Genomic DNA, 19,567 nt, shown 5'->3' on the forward strand with positions numbered 1-19,567 from the left:
CCCGCCGCTGCAAACATAAAGGTCCTGGTCTCCGTCGCCGTCGGCATCAAAGAACAGGCAGTCGGTATCTTCGCTCCCTTTGTCTTTCTCCAGCAGTGCTTCGTTGCTCTTTTTGAACCGCCCATCCCTTGTTTGGATGTACAGCGCACCAGGCTGCCCAGCTGCGCCGCAGATGTAAAAGTCCTGCAGTTTATCACCGTTCACGTCGCCTGCCGCCATCCGGGGGCCGTCGGTAGAGTGCATCTGGAAGATGAGCTTCTCCCGGTCGAAGTCCACGTATTCGTTCTCCGTATGCTTAAAACCGATGCCGTAATTGTCTGCGCTTTGGCTGAACAGCGGCTTTGGTGCCGGTGCTGCTTTCGTTTTTAACGGCAGTGCCGATTCGCTTTGCTTTATCGTTATCGTTTGGTTGGGCTGTACACTTTTCAGCAGTTTTTGTTTTCCATCGGGCCATTTCACCAGTACTGAATCGATCAGGTTGGTTTTCCCAAGCCCGAAGTTGAGCCGGTTGTCCACACTGGATTCAAAACCGCGTGCGGGCATTTGCTCCTGGTAGCTTAGTGTATGGTTGTAATAAACCGTTACATGGCTGCCGGTACCAAAGCGGTTCTTCCCTTCGCCCTGGAGCACTACCTTGAGGTATTTGTTCTCCGGGTGGAGCTTGCGACTATTGTTGCGGTACACAAACGCCGGCATGTTCACGTTGTTCACAACCAGGTCTAGCGCCCCGTCGTTGTCCAAATCGCCGTAAGCAGAGCCATTGGAGAACCCCGGTTGATCAAGCCCCCAATCCGCTGCCTTGTTGCTGAACGTAAGGTTCCCGTTGTTATGGTAAGCATAGTTCGGTACTGCCTCCGAAGGCATCAGGTCTATCAGCTTTTTAATCGCCTCTTTTTCGCGGCCCATCATCCGGCGCACCTCCACGGGGTTGGCCATAAACTGGATATAATCCTGATCGGTAAGGTCCTTAAAAATGCCGTTGCTCACAAAAATATCTTTAAACCCATCGTTATCCATATCGGTAATCAGCGCCCCCCAGCTCCAGTCGGTAGCTTGCACGACCGCAAGACGGCTGATCTCGCTGAAATGAACCTGGTGCGTACTGCCCGGCGCAGTTCCCCTGTTCAATTGCAATACATTACGCAGGAATTGCTGGTAGTAACCGTTATCCAAATCGGACTGGTATTTATCCCAACTCTCAAACGCGGTTTTGGTCTTTAATCTACGCTCCGGTTCAGGCAGCATATCGGTAACGTAAATATCCGGAAGGCCATCGTTGTTGATATCAGCAATATCTGCGCCCATGGAGTTGAGGCTTAATTCCCTGATCATATCTGGAAGGCATTCTTTAAATGTACCATTCCGGTTATTGATATATAAATAATCGCGCTCGAAAAAATCGTTTGATACGTAGATATCGTCCCAGCCATCGTTATTTACATCAGCAATAGTTACGCCCAGGCCAAACCCAATTTTACTACTATAAATGCCGGTTTGCTGTGTAACATCGGTAAAGTGCCCGTTATCATTGCGGTATAATTTGTTCCCGCCAAGCGGATCTGGAATATTGCGCTGATCTTTTATCAGATCGTAGTTCCCTACCGAACGGAATGAGTTGTTGAGCAAGTAGCAATCCAAATCGCCGTCTTTATCATAGTCAAAGAAAACAGCGTGGGTACACAACCCTTTATTATTAAGACCATATTCAGCAGCCTTTTCGGTAAAGGTTAGGTTACCGTTATTGATGAATAGCTGATTGCTGCGATTTTTACCGGAAAAATCTCCGGATTTACAAACATAAATGTCCAGCCAGCCATCACCGTTAACATCGGCCAGGGTAACGCCGGTAGACCAAACCCCCGCCGAAGACAGGCCGGCTTTAACAGTTACATCGGTAAATTTAAAATTGCCGCCGTTTATGTACAGCCTGTTAGATTGCTGGTTGCCGCAGAAGAAAACATCGGGCAATCCATCGTTATTCATATCGCCAATGGCTACGCCGCCTCCGTTATAAAAATTGCGGTAAGTATAAACATTCAGCTGTTCGGTGTAGGCTACATTGTTGGCAAACAAAATTCCGGTACCCGTTGCGGGCAACTCAGAAAACAATTTAATGGCCGTTACCGGCGGTGTATTATTACAACCTATTAAACATATTGCTGAAAGCAAGATCGCAGCAATGCCTGTGCGTTCACTACGGCGTACAAACAACCTCAGTAGTAAAGGGGAAATGTACCTCGAACAATATTTTAAAACACCGTCTATCATGTATCCTATTCCCTCAGCAATGCCGTGTTATCTTCTTAATACCTATAAAGGCAGCTATCGCCGTCAAACACTGCCATGCCTAAAACAACGGAAAGCAAATAATAAATCATCTGCTTTCCGTAGAACCAATTACCAATTTTAACTATATTATCACTTTAATAACCAGGGTTTTGTTTCAGGTTTGGATTTGCATTTATCTGCGGCTCCGGTATCGGGAAAATATTAACATTTGTGCTTGCGTCTGCATCGTGGAAACGGTATTTGCTATTGTACGTTCCAAAGCGCAGCATGTCCTGCCTGCGGTAGCTTTCGGCAAACATTTCTCGGCCGCGTTCGGCCAGGAATGTTTCTGCAGTTAAACTCGGCAAAGGTGAAACCCCGCCATGCACGGTGCGTATCTGATTTACGAGAGCTAATGTAATAGGATCGTTCCAGTTACCGCTTTTGCGGGCAAGCAGTTCGGCTTTCATTAGCAGGATATCGGCATAACGGTAAATAGCCAAATCGTTATCCAAACTGGTTAACATGCCTTTGTAAAACTGCCATTTACCAATGCGGGCACCTGCTTGCCTCCAGGCATTGGGCTGCAGCTCGTTCACATAAGGTGTTAATGTGATAGGCTCACCATCCGGATCGGTTTTATCAGCGCCACCATCCGTTAACGGCGTAACACCGTCAGCCTGAAACTGCGGGCCAACAATAAAGTTGTTCAGCATCCTTTTATCCAGTGTACCGGTTGTTGGCGTTCCTTTTGGATCTAAACCCACAACAGTACCTTGTGGGCCCGGGTTTTGTGCCGGATCGATATACGACTGGTAGAATTCCTGTACGGAGGCAAAACCGTTCCAGGGTTGATTGTTCATCTGGTAAGTGTTTTGGCTTTGCAGGTGCAAGGTTTCCATATTCAGGTTAAAACCTCCTGCTTTTACGCCATCAAATGGGATAGCCCAGATAGATTCGGTAGACCCAATGTTATTGCGGGAGAAGATGTCCGCATAATTGTTCATCAGTTGATACTTTCCGGAGTTGATAATGATGTCGCAAGCTGCCAAAGCCTTGTCATACTGAGGCGTGCCTGTGTAAGTTTGCGCGTTCAGATACAATTTAGCAAGGGTAGCCTGTACCACGTAGTAAGTAACACGGCCATAATACGGGCCATCGCCGGTACCAATCTTTGGCAATTTATCTACGTTCTCAAGCAATTCTTTTTCAATAAAAGCATACACTTCTGCACGGGGTTTGGTGGCCGGTGGAGCGGTTTCAGAAAAATCGGTCGTGATGGGCACATTGCCAAAAAGGTCCAGCAGCCAGTAATAGTAAATGGCGCGCAGCGCTTTCAATTCGGCAACATAGGTAACCGCCGTTGGTGATTTACTTACGGCAAGCGCAGCCAGTAACTTGTTACAGGTTGTTACACCGCCGAAACCGAAGTTCCAGCCGTTGGCGGGCTGCGAATCGGTACTGTTGGTTTTGTGCGTTTTTAAACGCACCCAGTGGCCGCCGTCGCCCCAGTCGGCCCCGCGTGTAGGTACCACTACTTCATCGGTGGTAACCTCATTCAAATTAAAAAATGCGCCATTATAGCCGTATATAGTAGAATATGCAGCTCCTACGGCAGAAGCTAATTGCTTATCGGTTTTGTAAAAGTCTGCTTCGGTAACCTGGTCGTAAAGCAGTGCTTTCTCATCAAGTTTCGTGCACGATGCGGCAACAAACAAGACGGCAAGAACCCAATATTTAGTTAATGATGTATGTTTCATAATTCGCTAATATTTTAAATTAAAAACTTAATATTATTAAAAGCCAATGTTTACGCCGAGGGTGAACGACCGGGTGTAAACCCAGGTCTCCCTCCTATCGATACCTGGTGCCAGTACGTTGTTGTTATCGGCATACCTTACCTCCGGATCAACACCGGTATAGTTGGTAATTGTAAACAAGTTTTGGCCCGAAACGAAAGCCCTTAAGCTGCTGATCATCCCTGGTTTGCTCGACTTTCCGATTTGGAAGGTATAACCAAACGTAGCGTTATCCAGTTTCAGGAACGAAGCCTTCTCTACGTCATAGCTGCTGTACGCTGCACCGTCGGTTACCTTGGGGTTAAAGAATTTAGTGTTTACGATGTTGTAACTGGTTGCCACGTTAGGGTTTTCGTAAAACGCGCGGAAGGTGTTAATCAGCTGGTGGCCGATAGAAGAGCGCAGAAAGAAACCCAGATCGAACTGTTTATATTTAAAGTTATTAGTGATACCAAACTCGTATTTAGGCAAACCGTTACCAATGATCTGGCGCGGAGCATCGGCTAAGCCGATTGTGCCGCCTTTACCGTCATCGTATTGGTACACCCCATTTGCATCAACGCCAACATATTTAGGCCCATACAACAAACCAATGGGTTGGCCTGCAACTGCGCGGGTTAGTTGTGTTGCCTCCTGCCCCGGAGTACCCAGGTTAGTTGCACCCACGTACGAGCCTTTCAGCGCGTCGATAAGTTTTGTTAACACTACATGGTAGCTGGAAACGTTTCCACCTACTGTCCAGGTAAAGTCTTTCCCCCGTATTGCTTCATAACTCAAGGCCACTTCGACACCGGAGTTGCTTAGTTCGCCAATGTTTAACCAGGTATTGTTAAACAAAGCCGGCGGAGATGGCACGGTTACGTTAAAGATCAAGTCGTTTGTTTTACGGTTGAAATAATCTATCGAACCGGTTAGCCTGCTGTTGAATAATGTGAAATCCAAACCTATATCTGTTTCCGCTTTTTTCTCCCATTTCAGGTTGGGGTTAGGGTTACGTGTACCGGCATAGGTGCTAAAGTAATTACCGCCGCCGCCGTAATAAGTACCACCGCTGTTACTTAGCGTGGTTAATGATAGGTAAGGGAATGGTGGCAATGCACCGGTAACACCATAGCTACCTCTTAATTTTAAGTTGGTAACAAAAGATATATCAACCATCTTACTGATATCCAAACCAGCGCTTACAGCCGGGAATAGCCCCCATTTGTTGTTCTCACCAAACTCGGTAGAACCATCACGCCTTAAACTGGCAGAAAGGAACGCAATGTTGTCGTAATTTACTTTTACACGACCGAAGAAAGAGATAAGCTTGTTTCCATTTTTATAGCTTTCTACTACGCCTATACCGTTCTTAAAATCAAGCGCTGCAGCAAAATTCTGGCCCGACGCATCGGTTACAAAGTTACCGCCCTGGGCATCAAAACCAGTGTACTTAAAGTCCTGATAAGAATACCCGGCGATGGCCGAAAGCTCGAATTTTCTAATCGACTTATCGTACGATAAGGTATTCTCGTACAAAATGTTCTCCACTTCATCGTCATACTTGGCGGAAATGCCCGACCGCCCAAAGCCGCTGCCCAAAGGGAACCCCCTTGAAATAAAGGCATCAGTTGGCGAATACATGGAGCGGTAATTGCTGGTAGTTTGCTTGTAAAACTGTGTTGAAAATTTCAGGTTCTTCAATATTTCATAGCTTATTGTGCCACCTATATTGAATTTCTTGTTGGTTGCTTCGTTGGTGTTCTGTTTCAGCATCGCAACCGGGTTAGAATAATCAACAAAGTTCGATTCGAAGTAGCCGCCACCGGTAAGGTCATAAAGCGGATCTTTTGAATGAACCGGTGCTGTTGGGTTAAAAATGGTGGCATACTTAAACGCATCGGAAAACCCAAACTGCGAGTTGCGGCTTGTTGTGTTGATGTTTAAATTGAAAACCAATTTATCATTCAGCGCTTTATGCATTAAATTTAAACGTCCGTTAAGCTGCTGGAAGCCTGTGGTTATAGCAACACCCTGGGTATTACGATAGTTAAACGAAGCATTGTACGTAGTGCGTTCATCTCCGCCGGAGAAACCCAGATTATGCACCTGAGAATAAGCAGTACGGGTGATCTCTTTGTTCCAGTCGGTATTTGATCCAAAATCCGTTCCTTTACCAAGTGCTTTAAATTCCGCAGCATTCATGTGCTGTGTAAATTTTGCTGGTGTCTCGCTGGTTCCGGAAACGTTATAGGTGAATTTAGATGCGCCCTTTTTGCCCGACTTGGTGGTGATGATAATTACGCCCGCAGATCCGCGTGTCCCATAAATCGCAGCGGCAGAACCATCTTTCAATACGTCTATGCTTTTGATATCATTAGGGTCAACCGTGTTAATATCCGCACCTACCTGCCCATCTAATACAACAAGCGGCTGTGTATTTGCGCCAAGGGTTGATAACCCCCTTAAGCGGATAGCGAAGCCACCATTTGGATCCCCACCCGGGCGTGCAATAGACAAACCGGGTACTTTACCCTGCAGCAACTGAGCAACATCGCTGATGTTACCTTTATTGAACTGTTCGGCATTTACGGTAGTTATAGCGCTGGTTACCTCTCTTTTCTTTTGTGTACCGTACCCTACTACAACAACCTCATCAAGGCTGCTGGTACTTTCGGTAAGTACGGCATTTACAGTTGCCACAAGCCCATCAGCCAGTACAACAGGTTTAGACAGGGTAGTGAACCCTATAAACGTAAAGCTGATGGTATAGTTACCCACGGGTAAGTTAGAAAAACTGTAAGCACCAGTAACATCGGTAACTTTAGCCAGCGACGCTGTTCCGGTTAAGCTAACAGTTACGCCGGGCAGGGTGTTACCTTTTGAGTCGGTAACGATACCTTTGATACTGCCGGTTGCTACCTGCTTAAACCCTCCGGTAATGCTGCCCGGCGGATTTTGGCCTGTGACACTCTCCGTACCTGCCCGGGTTATTAATATCTGGTTGTCTATTTGCTGAAAATTAAGCGAAGTGTTTGCAAGCACGGTTTTCAGTAACGTTGCTACCGACTGGGTTCCGGCGGGCACCTCTAAATTGCGAATGCCCTTAACGTCTTCATTGCGATACATAAAATGAAACGGGCTTTGCGCTTCAATTTTGCGGAAGGCCTTCACCAGCGATTCGTTTTTGAGCGAGATATTGACTTCAACCTGCTCAACCACCTGGCTCTTGGCAGTGGTGGCCGAAAAAACTGGAATTGAGGTGATGAACACAAATACGGTAACTATCCCTGTTCTCATAATTAATTTAAAATTGGGATTGGGTGGCAAGCACAACCTGAGCACAAACTGGACAAAATGCCGCAGGTGCACATAAATTGTAGAAAAATTCATAATTTAGTTCGTTTTAAGTGATTAATGTCTGGTTTGATTTTAAAAATTTAAAACACATGTTCAGCAATCGATTGCAGTCGACGGCCAAACACGCCCGCGGAATACGCTTCCCCTGGGGAACTATTCTGCGGGTTTTTTTATCCTAAAGAGTTGTTGAGGCGCTCTTAAGAATAAAACTGCACGGATTGTTTAGATAAATTTTCTTCATAGTTGAGGGTTTAATTAATTGGTTTTTGAGTTTATGGTTATAAGTGTGCGTTCTTTATCATAGCTATATGTGGCATCGTTAAAAGCACAGATGCTTATCAAGGCCTTGTCGAGGCTCACCCCGTTATCAAAAGAAGTAGTAAAGTGTTTATTTTTAATACTATCATCACCAAATACAATCTTCACTTTAAACCGCTCCTCAAACAATCTGGCGGCTTCGGCAACAGTAACATCTTCTAAATAAAGGTTGCTTTTGGTTGTCCAGTCGGTAAAAACAGCCGCTGTTATATGGGTTTTGGTTGCGCTTGCAACACTCGTGTTGTAAATAATTTGCTGATTTGGCACAATTACACCTATCAGTTTACGCTCATCACTTACTTTTACCTTGCCCCTGGTTACGGTTACTGTAATAACTTTTTCGCCGGGTAGCGCTTTAATATTAAAAGCAGTACCCAAAACAGTGGTAAAAACATTACCGGTATGTACCACAAACGGCCGGGATGAATCGTGTTCAATATCAAAGTAAGCTTGCCCGGAAAGGAATACCTCGCGTTTCGCAAAATCTGGTGCGTAAGTAAGTTTACTGCCGTGACTCAAAATTACCGTGCTGCCATCCTTTAACACCACGTAAATATTGGCCGGTTGCAGTTTTTTTGCTTGTCCTACAACTTTACCCTGTGGATGCCGGTTAGCGGAAAGGTACCATATACTGGCAGCACAAACCATCAGAAACACCGCCGCCGCAACCTTGCGCAAATACCAGGGTTTTAGTGCTACCACGTTTTTTTCCGGTTGTCGCAGAATCTTACCCCATAATGCGTTTTGAATATCCTGTTTTAACTTTTGCTTCTCATCAGCGCCCATCAGGCCTATTACATCCGTTTCGGACTCAAAAGCATCATAGAATTTTATTAAAAACTGTTTTTCCTCCGCAGTTGCTAATCCTTTACGGTGCTTCGCCAGCAATTCGAGAAAGTATTTTTTTTCCATTTAAACAGTTTGAGCAATTGGTTATATGCATGACCCCAAAAAGCAATAAAGTCCCATCGCTTTTTTAAATTTTTCTTATTCCGTTTTCAATGCAATTTATGCAAGAACCACCCCATAGTGCAACTGGCCGCCAGCAAAAAAATAAGAAGGAATTGTGCCACAGGTATAACAATTGGCCGGAAAGCATGCCTATATGGGGTAATAGATTAGCTATAGGTCTGTTCACCTATGGCATATTTTGGGGAACGGCTTAACTAAACGGTATCGACTCCAATTTCTAAAAAAAACAGAAGCATTGGCAGTAAAGGCAGCAAAGATACCTTTAACTTCTTCATTACCTTCCCTAACTGATTTTGAACGGTCTTCCGCGAAATACCCAACTCTGCTGCTATTGCTTTTGTGCTTAAATCCTCCTGGTAATGCAGGCGAAAAATGGTTTGACGGCTGGCCGGAAGGCTTTTCACCAACATTTCGTAAGAATCAAAAAACTCCTTCCATAGCAGGTTTTCATCCGCATTGGAATGTTTAGAAGGGATATTTTCCAGCGCATCAAAAAAAGGGTTGTGTAATGTTTGCTTCTCTACCTGTTTAAACACCTTGTTTCTAACAGCGACATGGAGGTAGGCGGGCAGATTCAGGATATGCAGCGTTTCGCGCTTTTCCCAAATATGCATAAATACTTCCTGAACAACGTCCTTCGCAAGGTCGGCATCTTTTAGACGTTTAAAAGCATCTGAATACGCTTTTTCCCAATACTTCGAAAAAAGCGCATTAAATGAATGCTCGCATCCACAGCGTATTTGTCCTAACAATTCATCATCGGTTGGTTGTTCCAATTTAGCTGTAAGAAAACTCTGCGTCTTAATGCTTGTCATTTAAAAAAAATGCTAAACAGTCTGTAAATGATTGCTTATCTGAAGAATCATTTTGAACAGGGAAAAAAGTTTATAATTGCACGGTATGCCGTGTTGGTTTTATTCCACTAATCTAAATGTAATTTTTAAATTACGATCCAAAATAAAAAATAATTGTATAATACACACTCATTATCAAAAGAGAAAACTCTCTACGAACCCATTTATGCTTTCACTGAGGCCTTGGGGCCTTAAAGTACAATACGCCACCGAGAAGAAGGGTAAATTGCGAGTCTTGATTTTTGTCGCACAAACCGCTATATTCGCTTTATAAGCATTAGCGATAAATAGAATAATTAGGTTGGTGACCTATCCGGTGACCCAACATAAGCTTAGATTATAAATAGCTGATCTAGAGCAGACAAGCGCATGGCGTTTGTTCCCTCCCTCTCGTCCGGTTTTATCTATCAAACGATTCAATAAACTCCTTAAGAAAATTGAATAAAGGGCTTTCCCTTATAAAAACCCATCAAAACGTTCAATAAATGATATTAAATAGGTGACCTTTTCGAGACCTTTAATATATCCAGATAATTGGGCGGTCACCCAAAAGAGATAAATGATACGAGTTTAAAAAGCGCGCTACCGCTTTGATTGATAAACAAAATAACCACCGCAAATTTTTGGCTCATAATACGAAATGCTTACCTTCATACCGCATTTACAACGCGTTCGAACGCTGGTGAGCAAAGCGCTGAGTGCGAAACGGAGCCGTTATAAGTCATTGATTATAAGATTGCTAAAAGGAGATAAATATTTCCCTACGGGCTACTTGAGGGGAAGGGTTGTAAAAAGACAACTTTTCCCTCTTTTTTTGCTCGTAATTCACTGTTAATCAGCAAGGTAATCTAAAGCGATTCACTCGGAAAAATAATTCGATGTTGCTTTCCGTCAAAACACAGTTTTTTAGGGTACATCGAACTTATTAATATACGCCTTCTTGCAACGGACTGATCCTTATAGTGTTGCAGAATATTGAAAAAGCGGTCTACTACTATGTCCAGTAAGCGCTCGATTGATTTTAATTCCCTGAACGTGTCGGCATTTCTTCAAGCTTCGATTCAAGCTTTCTTAATTCTTCATTGCATTCCGCTTTAATTTTCCTGAAATCATCATCGTCAATCTCTTCGGTAACACGTTTTTTCCTTGCTGCTGAAAGTATCAATTCTTGCTCTTCAATTTTGACAGCCAGCTCTTTTCTTTTATCCAAATCACCCCTGTTGGTAGAACCGAATTCTTCCATTACTATCATTTTGAAAAGTTCACCAACTCCGGGTGCAAGGTTATATTTATCAACTCATCCTCAAATGCATGGTTAACTACTTCAGCTATTTACCGCGAAGACTATTCAGCAAAAAACTTCAAACGCCCGGAATGGAACAAACTGCTGACTCTCCAGACCTTTCCTGTAAGCATATACATTCATGATGATACTCCTAAACGAATCGCCAAACTGATTAAACCAACTTAACAGATCAGTATCGCCCTGTTCTACTGCGTCCAGTATTTGGCTTAATATGCCCGGTTCGTACCCGACCAGGTGGTTCTCGTGGCTGAAGCGTAATTTGATTTTTCGATTGAAGGTTTAAAATAAGCCTTTCCATAAAATTAATTTTTCATGCCGGAATAAAGCTGGAGGAATGAGCTGTCGGGAGCCCGGAGTATGCCGGGATTTATATATCCTTGACGGATCAGGAGTCGCTCTAACTTAGCATAAAAAAAATATTTTTGGGAAAGCTGCCGGTCAATCGAACCTATGGAAACCGCACGGAGAGAATAGGTTTACAGGCGTTTAGCTAAAAGTAAAAAAAGTCTTATTTTTATTTAGATTTATTCTAAATTAGCCAAAAATTTAGAATATGAAAATCCCGTTACTTATAACATCATTGTTTATTTCCAGTTTTTTAATGGCGCAGTCGCCCACAAGCACTATAAACGGTACTATAAAAGGCGACAGTAATGAGCCGCTCGCCCATGCAACAGTATGGCTCGAACCCTCAGCCATCAGTGCAGCTGCAGATGCCAATGGCAATTTTACGTTATCGCAAGTTCAACCAGGCCAATACACCATCCATTCAAGTTATTTAGGTTATCAAAAGATCAGTAAAAAAATTGAGGTTGTAGCCAGTCGCACCACAAATGTAAATCTCGTACTAACCATTGGCGGCAATTCCTTACAGGCAGTAGAAATTACAGGACGCAAGGAAAAAACCTATAAAGCGAAATCTACTTTTATCGGCAATAAAACCGAAACAGATATCAAAGACCTGCCGCAATCCGTTTCCTACGCCAGTAAAGAGCTCATGGCTGATCAAGGCGCGGTACGTGTTGGGGACGTGGTAAAAAACTTTAGTGGCGTATCACAATTTTCCTTTTATGATGATTTAACTATTCGTGGTTTTAGGGTGAACGGACAAAGCAATACCCAATTGGTGAATGGTCTACGGTCGAGCACGGGTTTCTGGAAGCAGCCGCTCACCAATTACCTGGAGCGTGTGGAGGTGTTAAAAGGCCCGTCATCTGCATTATATGGTAATGCCAGCCCGGGCGGTGTGGTGAACAGGGTAACCAAGAAACCATTAAACGAAACTCGCAAATCTATCAGTGTTTCATTAGGGAGCTTTAACACTTTCAGGGGCCTTGCAGATTTTACGGGGCCGGCCAATAAAGACAGTACGCTACTTTATCGCTTAAATTTAGGTTATGAGGATGCCAATTCCTTCCGTGACCTGCAATTTGATAAGAACGTGATCGTGGCACCATCGCTAACCTTTATTGCCTCACCCAAAACACATATCAATTTTGATATGGTTTATAATAATTCGAAAAGCCGCTTAGACAGAGGACAATCCGTTATCGGCAATGACCTTTATTCTACGCCGCAAACGTTAGCCTTATCAGCAGGGAATGATTTCCTGAATGAACAAACATACATCGTTACCTTATCAATTAACCACAACTTTAACGATCATTTCAGCTTTAACGCCGCCTACTCCAAAACCGGGTACCAGGAGGATTTGTATGAACACCGTGGCGCAAACGTATATGCCAAAGACAAACTGGCGGCAGATATCCCTAACCTGGTAGCTATGCAGATATTTGCCCGTAAACGTAAACGCTATATTGACAACTTCAGCGGCTATTTTAATTATACAGGCAAAACCGGTGCTATTGAACACAAAGTTGTAGCAGGGTATGATTACGGCAGCGAGAAAACACCTGTCGGCGCATCCCAGCTTACCGCATCAGGATATCGTAATGCTGCAAATACGGGTACTATTGCCAATTATGTGGCTAAAGATAGTTTAAAATACTTACGCGATACCAAGGGGAACCCTGTACCAAATGTGCCATCGTTTGACCTGAACAACTCTATTAACTCGCAACGTTTGCAGGATGATAGTAAAGCATTTTTTGCGCCCACTACCTTAGCCCCTGCTTATTACTATTTAAATGCGGGGTATGTACAGGATCAGCTTAAGCTGGGTGATTTCCAGGCGCTGGTTGGTGTACGTTATGAGTACTACACTGATTTTGCCAACTACAAAACAACTACCGAAGCCAAAACACACTCCAGCGCATGGTTGCCTCGTTTTGGCTTGGTTTACACCGCTACAAAAAACATTAATATTTATAGCACCTACGTAATGGGTTACAACCCGCAAACAGCGGCCACCTTATCAAACCCAAATGCAGGTGGACCATTTGATCCGGTTAAAAGTAATATGATAGAGGTAGGAGCGAAAAGCAGCTGGTTTAATGACAGGTTATCTGTAACTACATCAGCTTACCAGATTGAGCAGAGCAACACGCTTTATAATGCCAATGTTGCCGGTCAGCCGGACCTGCTAAGGCAGGTAGGTAAAGAGCGCTCAAGAGGTATCGAATTTGATGTGACAGGCCGGATCTCTTTGAATTGGAGTGTACTGGCATCATATGCTTATAACGACGCAAAAATTACTGATAGCACTATCCCTGCAGAAGTGGGTATGCAAAAACCCAATGCTCCACATCATATGGCAAACATCTGGACACGCTATAACGTGGCACGCGGGCCTTTGTCCGGATTAGGGCTGGGCCTTGGCGCTAATTATGTCGACAAGCGCTCCCTTTCAATCAACCTTGCGCAAAGCATACCAAATTACACCTTAGTTGATGCTGCCTTGTTTTATACCATTGGTAAGATGCAATTGCAGTTTAATGCTAACAATATTACAGGTAAAAAATACTGGGTTGGTGGTTACGATTATATCAGACTTTTCCCGGGTACGCCAAGAAATTATTTGTTGACAATGTCCTATTCATTTTAATCTGAGATGGTCTGGAAAAAAATTAAAGCTGTAGCCGCATGGCTGCACCTGTGGGTAGGCCTGTTTACCGGTATTATTGTTGTAATTGTATCCGTTACGGGTTGCATACAGGTGTTTGACGAGGAATTATTTGCCCTTTTCCACAAAAATTTAGTCGAAGTAAACAGAACCGGTCCCCCAAAACCGGTTTCTGAATTACTGGCTATTGCCCAAAAGGTTGAGGGTAAAACAAGACCTATTACCTCCATTAAAATTGGCGAAGAACAGGATAGCTACGTATTTTCTAATTTTAAGGTTAACAAGCGTGAAAATATTACCCTAAGCTACTTCAGTCAGTTTAAGTATAAAGACGATATTTATATAAACCAATATACAGGGCAGATTTTAGGGGTTATTGATAGCCGTTATGAATTTTTTAACTTGGTTGAGCAATTGCACCGCCAGTTACTTCTGGTAAAGCCTGTCGGCAGTGTGGTGGTTGGTGCCTGTGTGCTTTTATTTTTGTTGATGCTGATTACCGGTTTTATGCTTTGGCTGCCCAAAAACTACCGGCAACTGAAACAAAACATCCGTGTAAGGTGGAATGCAAAGTTTAAACGGGTAAATTATGACGTGCATAATAGTTTTGGCTTTTACGTGTTACCCATAGCTATAATAATAGCTATTACGGGTTTAACCTGGTCATTTAAATGGTGGGAAAAGGGGCTTTATAATTTGTTTGGCTCTGCCAAGAAGGTAGAGCTTGCCCGTAAAGCTCCTTTAATTACTACCCCGGATACAACGGCAGACCATTTGGATCAGATCTTTTATGATATGCAACAGCAGGTCAAAGGGAACTACCGCGTTATAGGGTTCAATTTGCCCGAAAAGAAAGAAAAAGTAATAATGACATACGTTTACCTGAAAAATCGGACCGATGGGTGGCGTAATATGAGCTATTACTACTATGACAGCCGTACAGGCAAGCTTTTTGATGAATTGATACACTCCCAAAAGCCACTCGGCCTGAAGTGGCGTAATTCCAATAAAGACATCCACACTGGTCGAATTTATGGCTTACCTACGCAAATCCTTGCTTTTATAGCGAGCTTTATCTGTGCATCCTTACCAATAACGGGCTTTTTAATATGGTGGGGTAAGAAGAAGAAGAAGAACCGAAATGTCAAATTGCCCCGTTCTTCCAAAAACTTTGTTCAGGTGAAAGTTTAGGATTTGGGAATATACTTATCCTAAGTAACTCTTTATAAGCGAATACATCGGCTTAAAAACTGTGCTACAATAGGGGAAAAATGCAAATGGATTGCTGAATTACTTCATAAATCCAATAGAAACGGGACTGAATAACAGGTGTGAAATGCCGGCTTCTTCACAAGTCCAGATCAGGTTTTTCCCTGGATGATCTCCTGCCGGGTATAAGACTTTCTTTTCTCCGCGGACCGGGGTTGTGTAGGCCTGAACACGCCGTAAGCATCGCTGAAAGCCCTCACCAGCGAAGCCATGTCGGTGGTAGTTGCCTTTACAACCGTCGCGATTGGTTTAGAGCAATAATCCTTTTCTCCAAATTATTGTACCTTATCGGCTCCTTCAAAGGTTGTTTTCATACTCTGCGGTGAAAAGGCGCTCATAAATTCCATCGCCTTTTTTACCATATCTCCGGACCCTATAAAAATGGGAGAACGCTGGTGCAATTCGATCACTTCGAGTTGCAAAATACGGTCATGGCCATTGGTAGCAAGCCCGCCGGCCTGTTCAATGATAAACGCCATGGGGTTACATTCGTAAACCAAACGGAGTTTGCCCGTGCGCGATTGCGCCGTACTGGGATAAATGAATATACCCCCTTTTATAATGCTTCGATGGATATCGGCCACCATGGAGCATGTATACCTTGAAGTGTAAGGCCGATTAGTTGGTGCATCTTCTACCTGGCAATACTTGATATACTTTTTTACGCCATCGGGGAAATGCGTGTAATACCCTTCGTTTATCGAATAAATGGTGCCGTTTTTAGGAATAGTGAGGTTGGGGTGCGAAAGGCAAAATTCGCCAATGGACGGTTCCAGCGTAAAGCCGTTTACACCTTTGCCGGTAGTGTACACCAGCATGGTAGATGACCCATAAATGATATATCCCGCTGCCACCTGCTCATCGCCCTTTTGCAATACATCTTCGGTAGTGGTTTTACCCTGGGTTGATTTGCGCCGGTAAATAGAAAAAATGGTACCCACGCCCACATTTACATCGATGTTGGAGGAACCGTCTAATGGGTCGATGGCCACTATATATTTAGCATCCTTTGATATTTCCGATTCGATGATAATTTTCTCGTCATTCTCTTCCGAAACTATGATGCAGCACTCGCCCCCGCTTGTTAATGCGGCGATGAATTGTTCATTGGCGTAGATATCCAGCTTTTTCTGGCTTTCGCCCTGCACATTAAATGTACCTGCTTCGCCCAAAATATCGGCCAGGCCGGCTTTGTTTATTGCACGGTTCACTATTTTCGCCGCGATTCCCAAATCGCGCAGAAGCCTGGATAGTTCCCCTTTTGCAAAGGGGAAATCCCTTTGCCTTTCAATGATGAATTGCCCCAATGTTTTAATTACCGACATACCCGCTGCGTTGCTTTTTAACTGTGAAATCATGACCATTGTGGCTAACCCGCTCACCTGCCTGCAAATCAACAAGCGCAACCAGCACTTTATCATGCGGATGTATTTTTATTGCTTTATGTTTCATTACTTAAATTACGGTCACTGGTACGTGTCTTAATCCTTATTCAACAAGTTAAACTGTTCAATTACCGCTGAAGTAAAGCCCGGCAAAATATCCAGTCGGGTATCCCATAAGTCTTCATTTTTTAAAATTTGTTCTATTACCTGGCCGCTGTCCGTATTTTCCCAAACTGATGCAAAATATACGGCATGATTATCAGTGACCTCGTACCTGGTGTTGTTGATGCTGCCTACGTATCGCCCATCCGGGCCGCACTTTACCCGCATGAAACGGATGAACGCCGCAATGCTTAGCGCCATGCAATGGGGCACAGCATCGAAGATTTTATAATAATTCAGCAATAGCGGCACCACCCGCATTTTTAGCTTGGTGGTGTATTGTACCGAAATGCTCAGCCATTCGTGCCGGATGTAGGGGTTACGGAACCTATCCAGCACGCGCTTGCCAAAATCTGTTGCACTCGCTTTATCCACCCGGTATGGAATGGCCGGGGCTATTTCATCAAACATCAATTGCGTAACAAAACCGGCAAATTGCTCATCTGTTAGGGCTTCATTAACCGTCTTAAAACCAGAAATATAAGCGTACGCGCAGCTTAAGGTATGGGTACCGTTAAGCAAACGCAATTTAAGCTCACGAAAAAGTTCTATATCGGGCGTAATAACAACGCCGTCATCCGCAAGCGCAAACGATAATTTGGCTTTTATTTCGTCATCACCTTCAATGGCCCACAAACTGTAGGTTTCGGTTGTTATGGCAAGTTTATCGGTGTAGCCATTGCGGGTATCAGCTTCGGTTGCCGCAGCCCTGTCTAAACCACCCGGCACTATCCTATCCACCAATGAGTTGCAAAAATGATTATGGTCCTCCAGCCAGTCTAAAAAAGCGGGCTCCAGTTTGTTTAGATGGGCAAGTTCCAATACGATTGCTTGTAGTTTTTTAGCGTTGTCGGCAATAAGTTCGGTGGGTACGACCACCAGGCCGCTATCGGCACTACCCTTGAATGAGTTGTAACGCGCATACAACAGGGCCACCAATTTACTGGGATACGATGCCGGCGGATGGCTGAATATATCTTCGTTCACCAGCTTAATGCCAACTTCGGTGGTGTTTGATATGATTACCCGCAAATCGGGACTTTTAGCAAACTCTAATATTTCATCCCATTGATTGCTGGCAGAAAGTACTCTGCTTATGGCCGATGAAATTATCTGCTCGCACACCTCCTGGCCGTTCATCAAGCCTCTCGAATAGATAGTGTACAAATTATCCTGCTTGTCAAAATCATCCACATTGCCCGTGCCTGTAGATTTTACCACCACTACGCGGCCATTAAAAATACCGGCACGGTTAGCTTTATCTATGTAATAATCGGGCAGGCCCCTTAACAATACCCCGGTGCCAAATTGAAGCACCTTTTCGGGCAGCTCAAATAACTCTGCTCCCGGCAGCTCAAGCCCGGGTGCGTCAATTCTTTGGAGGTTGTATCGGGATAAAATCATTTACTGTCAGTTAAGGTATTATGGTTTTGGCACCCCCGCGTTATCATCTGCGGGGCGTAAACCGGTAAAATATTTCGCGTTTATAATTGCTGGCCAAGGCCTGGAAAATAGCCAAATCATTGCGCCAGCCAAACAAGGTTAGCATCTTTCACATTAAAAATAAAGCATTTAAGCAATAAAAACTATGCAAACGTTTTCGGGAACGATTGCATAGTTTTTAAGGTAAAATACCCGTCAATTCCCTCCGTAACCACGCTATAATAAATTAATAATCGCATATTTGATACTCTATAAACTTAACCGTATTTTGCGTAATACGGCCGCCAATTATGTTTGAATCGTACACGCCTAAAGATATCGCCCTGGCTTTGGGCCTGTCTACCTCCACGGTATCCAGGGCATTGAAAGACAGTTATGAAATTGGTGCCGAAACCAAAAAAATGGTGCTGGAGTACGCCGAAAAAGTAAACTACCGGCCAAACCCCATCGCCCTGAGCCTTAAAGACAATAAAAGCCGATCGATAGGCGTGGTGGTGTGCGAAGTTGCCAACGACTATTTTTCGCAAGCCATAAACGGCATCGAATCTATTGCATGCAACCTGGGCTACCATGTTATTATTACGCAAACGCACGAATCATTCGAGCGCGAGGCCGTAAACGTAAGGCACTTGCTATCGCGCCATGTCGATGGCTTGCTGATATCCTTATCTGCGCAAACTACCGATACCGCCCATTATAAATACTTGCACGACAAAGGTTTCCCTATCGTATTTTTCGACCGTGTAGCTGCCGACATTAACACACACAAGGTTGTTGCCGATAACTTTAAAGCATCGTTTGATGCTACTGAGATGCTACTGAATTCGGGCTCAAAAAAAATAGCGCACCTTACCAACTCCAACAACCTATCCATAACGCGAGAGCGTTTCGATGGCTTTGAAGCCGCGCTTCAAAAGCAGGGCGTAACATTCAACAATGCCTATTTAAAAAACTGCGCACATGGCGGCCTTGTAAAAGATGAAATCGAAATGGCCATCAAATCCCTTTTGGATATGGATGACCGGCCGGACGCCATTTTTATAGGCGGCGATAAGCTGACCATCAGTTGCGTATCGATATTGAAAAAACTCGGAAAAAAAATACCCGAAGACATTGTTATAGCCGGCTTTACAAATTCCGACGTGATAGACCTATTTGATGCGCCGGTATCTGTTATTCGCCAGCCCGCTTTCCAAATAGGGCAAAAAGCCACCGAACTGCTCATCAAAACCATTGAAAGCAAATGGCCCGTAGAGGATTTCATCACCGAAAAACTGGAAGCCCAACTAATAGCCCGCCGATAAATGCCGGGGTATTGCAATGCCCAATGGCGCAAGTCGCTATTTCTTTCCTGCGGAAACGACCCGCGGTATTTGCTTAACTAACCAGGCCAAAAAATCGTTAGCAGCTTTAAAATTCTCGTATTGCGG

Annotated in this window: 13 protein-coding genes; 4 read left to right on the plus strand and 9 right to left on the minus strand. The window is 44.1% G+C overall.

The features are described 5' to 3' along the window. Positions 1-2,109, minus strand: a 2,109-nt coding sequence (locus AC1DXC_RS25690; RefSeq protein WP_477462038.1) for a CRTAC1 family protein, incomplete at its 3' end; no start/stop codon positions are given. Positions 2,110-2,113: 4 nt separating this feature from the next. On the opposite strand from AC1DXC_RS25690, the gene AC1DXC_RS25695 reads away from it, so the two are divergent. Next, a complete protein-coding gene (locus tag AC1DXC_RS25695) occupies positions 2,114-2,410 on the plus strand; it encodes a hypothetical protein (RefSeq protein ID WP_477462039.1) in 297 nt (98 codons plus the stop codon). A 13-nt stretch (positions 2,411-2,423) separates the two neighbouring features. Here AC1DXC_RS25695 and AC1DXC_RS25700 read toward each other — a convergent pair whose 3' ends face one another. From AC1DXC_RS25700 to AC1DXC_RS25720, 5 genes are all read right to left on the minus strand, one after another. After that, positions 2,424-4,028, minus strand: a complete 1,605-nt coding sequence (locus AC1DXC_RS25700; RefSeq protein WP_477462040.1) for a RagB/SusD family nutrient uptake outer membrane protein — start codon at positions 4,026-4,028, stop codon at positions 2,424-2,426. Positions 4,029-4,064: 36 nt separating this feature from the next. Then, the gene (locus AC1DXC_RS25705; RefSeq protein WP_477462041.1) at positions 4,065-7,346 is read right to left on the minus strand and encodes a SusC/RagA family TonB-linked outer membrane protein; all 3,282 of its coding nucleotides are present in this window, start codon (positions 7,344-7,346) and stop codon (positions 4,065-4,067) included. Between the two features lie 315 nt (positions 7,347-7,661). Then, positions 7,662-8,636 (minus strand): FecR family protein, encoded by a 975-nt coding sequence (locus tag AC1DXC_RS25710; protein ID WP_477462042.1) that lies wholly within the window; start codon positions 8,634-8,636, stop codon positions 7,662-7,664. A 254-nt stretch (positions 8,637-8,890) separates the two neighbouring features. Next, positions 8,891-9,511, minus strand: coding sequence for a sigma-70 family RNA polymerase sigma factor (locus AC1DXC_RS25715; protein ID WP_477462043.1), 621 nt, complete (start codon positions 9,509-9,511; stop codon positions 8,891-8,893). 1,060 nt (positions 9,512-10,571) lie between these two features. Beyond that, the gene (locus AC1DXC_RS25720) at positions 10,572-10,793 is read right to left on the minus strand and encodes a hypothetical protein (RefSeq protein ID WP_477462044.1); all 222 of its coding nucleotides are present in this window, start codon (positions 10,791-10,793) and stop codon (positions 10,572-10,574) included. 616 nt (positions 10,794-11,409) lie between these two features. Between AC1DXC_RS25720 and AC1DXC_RS25725 the strand changes: the two genes are divergently transcribed. Continuing rightward, positions 11,410-13,860: a TonB-dependent siderophore receptor gene (locus AC1DXC_RS25725; RefSeq protein ID WP_477462045.1), complete on the plus strand. Its 2,451-nt coding sequence runs from the start codon at positions 11,410-11,412 to the stop codon at positions 13,858-13,860. A gap of 6 nt (positions 13,861-13,866) precedes the next feature. Beyond that, entirely contained in the window at positions 13,867-15,069 is a 1,203-nt protein-coding gene (locus AC1DXC_RS25730) for a PepSY-associated TM helix domain-containing protein (protein ID WP_477462046.1), read from the plus strand. 353 nt (positions 15,070-15,422) lie between these two features. Here the strand turns inward: AC1DXC_RS25730 and fbp are convergent, their stop codons facing one another. Genes fbp through AC1DXC_RS25745 form a run of 3 tightly spaced genes read right to left on the minus strand, consistent with a single transcriptional unit; the run spans position 15,423 to position 18,098 of the window. Then, the gene (gene fbp / locus AC1DXC_RS25735; protein ID WP_477462074.1) at positions 15,423-16,472 is read right to left on the minus strand and encodes a class 1 fructose-bisphosphatase; all 1,050 of its coding nucleotides are present in this window, start codon (positions 16,470-16,472) and stop codon (positions 15,423-15,425) included. Continuing rightward, positions 16,459-16,599, minus strand: a complete 141-nt coding sequence (locus AC1DXC_RS25740) for a hypothetical protein (protein ID WP_477462047.1) — start codon at positions 16,597-16,599, stop codon at positions 16,459-16,461. The genes fbp and AC1DXC_RS25740 overlap by 14 nt, the downstream gene beginning before the upstream one ends. Before the next feature lie 29 nt (positions 16,600-16,628). Beyond that, positions 16,629-18,098, minus strand: coding sequence for a tagaturonate reductase (locus tag AC1DXC_RS25745; protein WP_477462048.1), 1,470 nt, complete (start codon positions 18,096-18,098; stop codon positions 16,629-16,631). A gap of 329 nt (positions 18,099-18,427) precedes the next feature. Between AC1DXC_RS25745 and AC1DXC_RS25750 the strand changes: the two genes are divergently transcribed. After that, positions 18,428-19,441: a LacI family DNA-binding transcriptional regulator gene (locus tag AC1DXC_RS25750; RefSeq protein WP_477462049.1), complete on the plus strand. Its 1,014-nt coding sequence runs from the start codon at positions 18,428-18,430 to the stop codon at positions 19,439-19,441. The last annotated feature ends 126 nt before the right edge of the window (positions 19,442-19,567 follow it).

It is taken from the genome of Mucilaginibacter sp. P2_D11, from assembly GCF_056404435.1.

What these genes read in the sequence shown, in the direction of transcription:
- AC1DXC_RS25745 (WP_477462048.1), bottom strand. Translation starts at nt 18,098, where the DNA reads ATGATTTTATCCCGATACAACCTCCAAAGAATTGACGCACCCGGGCTT.
- AC1DXC_RS25730 (WP_477462046.1), top strand. Translation starts at nt 13,867, where the DNA reads ATGGTCTGGAAAAAAATTAAAGCTGTAGCCGCATGGCTGCACCTGTGG.
- AC1DXC_RS25715 (WP_477462043.1), bottom strand. Translation starts at nt 9,511, where the DNA reads ATGACAAGCATTAAGACGCAGAGTTTTCTTACAGCTAAATTGGAACAA.
- AC1DXC_RS25750 (WP_477462049.1), top strand. Translation starts at nt 18,428, where the DNA reads ATGTTTGAATCGTACACGCCTAAAGATATCGCCCTGGCTTTGGGCCTG.
- AC1DXC_RS25740 (WP_477462047.1), bottom strand. Translation starts at nt 16,599, where the DNA reads ATGAAACATAAAGCAATAAAAATACATCCGCATGATAAAGTGCTGGTT.
- AC1DXC_RS25700 (WP_477462040.1), bottom strand. Translation starts at nt 4,028, where the DNA reads ATGAAACATACATCATTAACTAAATATTGGGTTCTTGCCGTCTTGTTT.
- AC1DXC_RS25695 (WP_477462039.1), top strand. Translation starts at nt 2,114, where the DNA reads ATGGCCGTTACCGGCGGTGTATTATTACAACCTATTAAACATATTGCT.
- AC1DXC_RS25725 (WP_477462045.1), top strand. Translation starts at nt 11,410, where the DNA reads ATGAAAATCCCGTTACTTATAACATCATTGTTTATTTCCAGTTTTTTA.
- AC1DXC_RS25720 (WP_477462044.1), bottom strand. Translation starts at nt 10,793, where the DNA reads ATGGAAGAATTCGGTTCTACCAACAGGGGTGATTTGGATAAAAGAAAA.
- AC1DXC_RS25710 (WP_477462042.1), bottom strand. Translation starts at nt 8,636, where the DNA reads ATGGAAAAAAAATACTTTCTCGAATTGCTGGCGAAGCACCGTAAAGGA.
- fbp (WP_477462074.1), bottom strand. Translation starts at nt 16,472, where the DNA reads ATGTCGGTAATTAAAACATTGGGGCAATTCATCATTGAAAGGCAAAGG.
- AC1DXC_RS25705 (WP_477462041.1), bottom strand. Translation starts at nt 7,346, where the DNA reads ATGAGAACAGGGATAGTTACCGTATTTGTGTTCATCACCTCAATTCCA.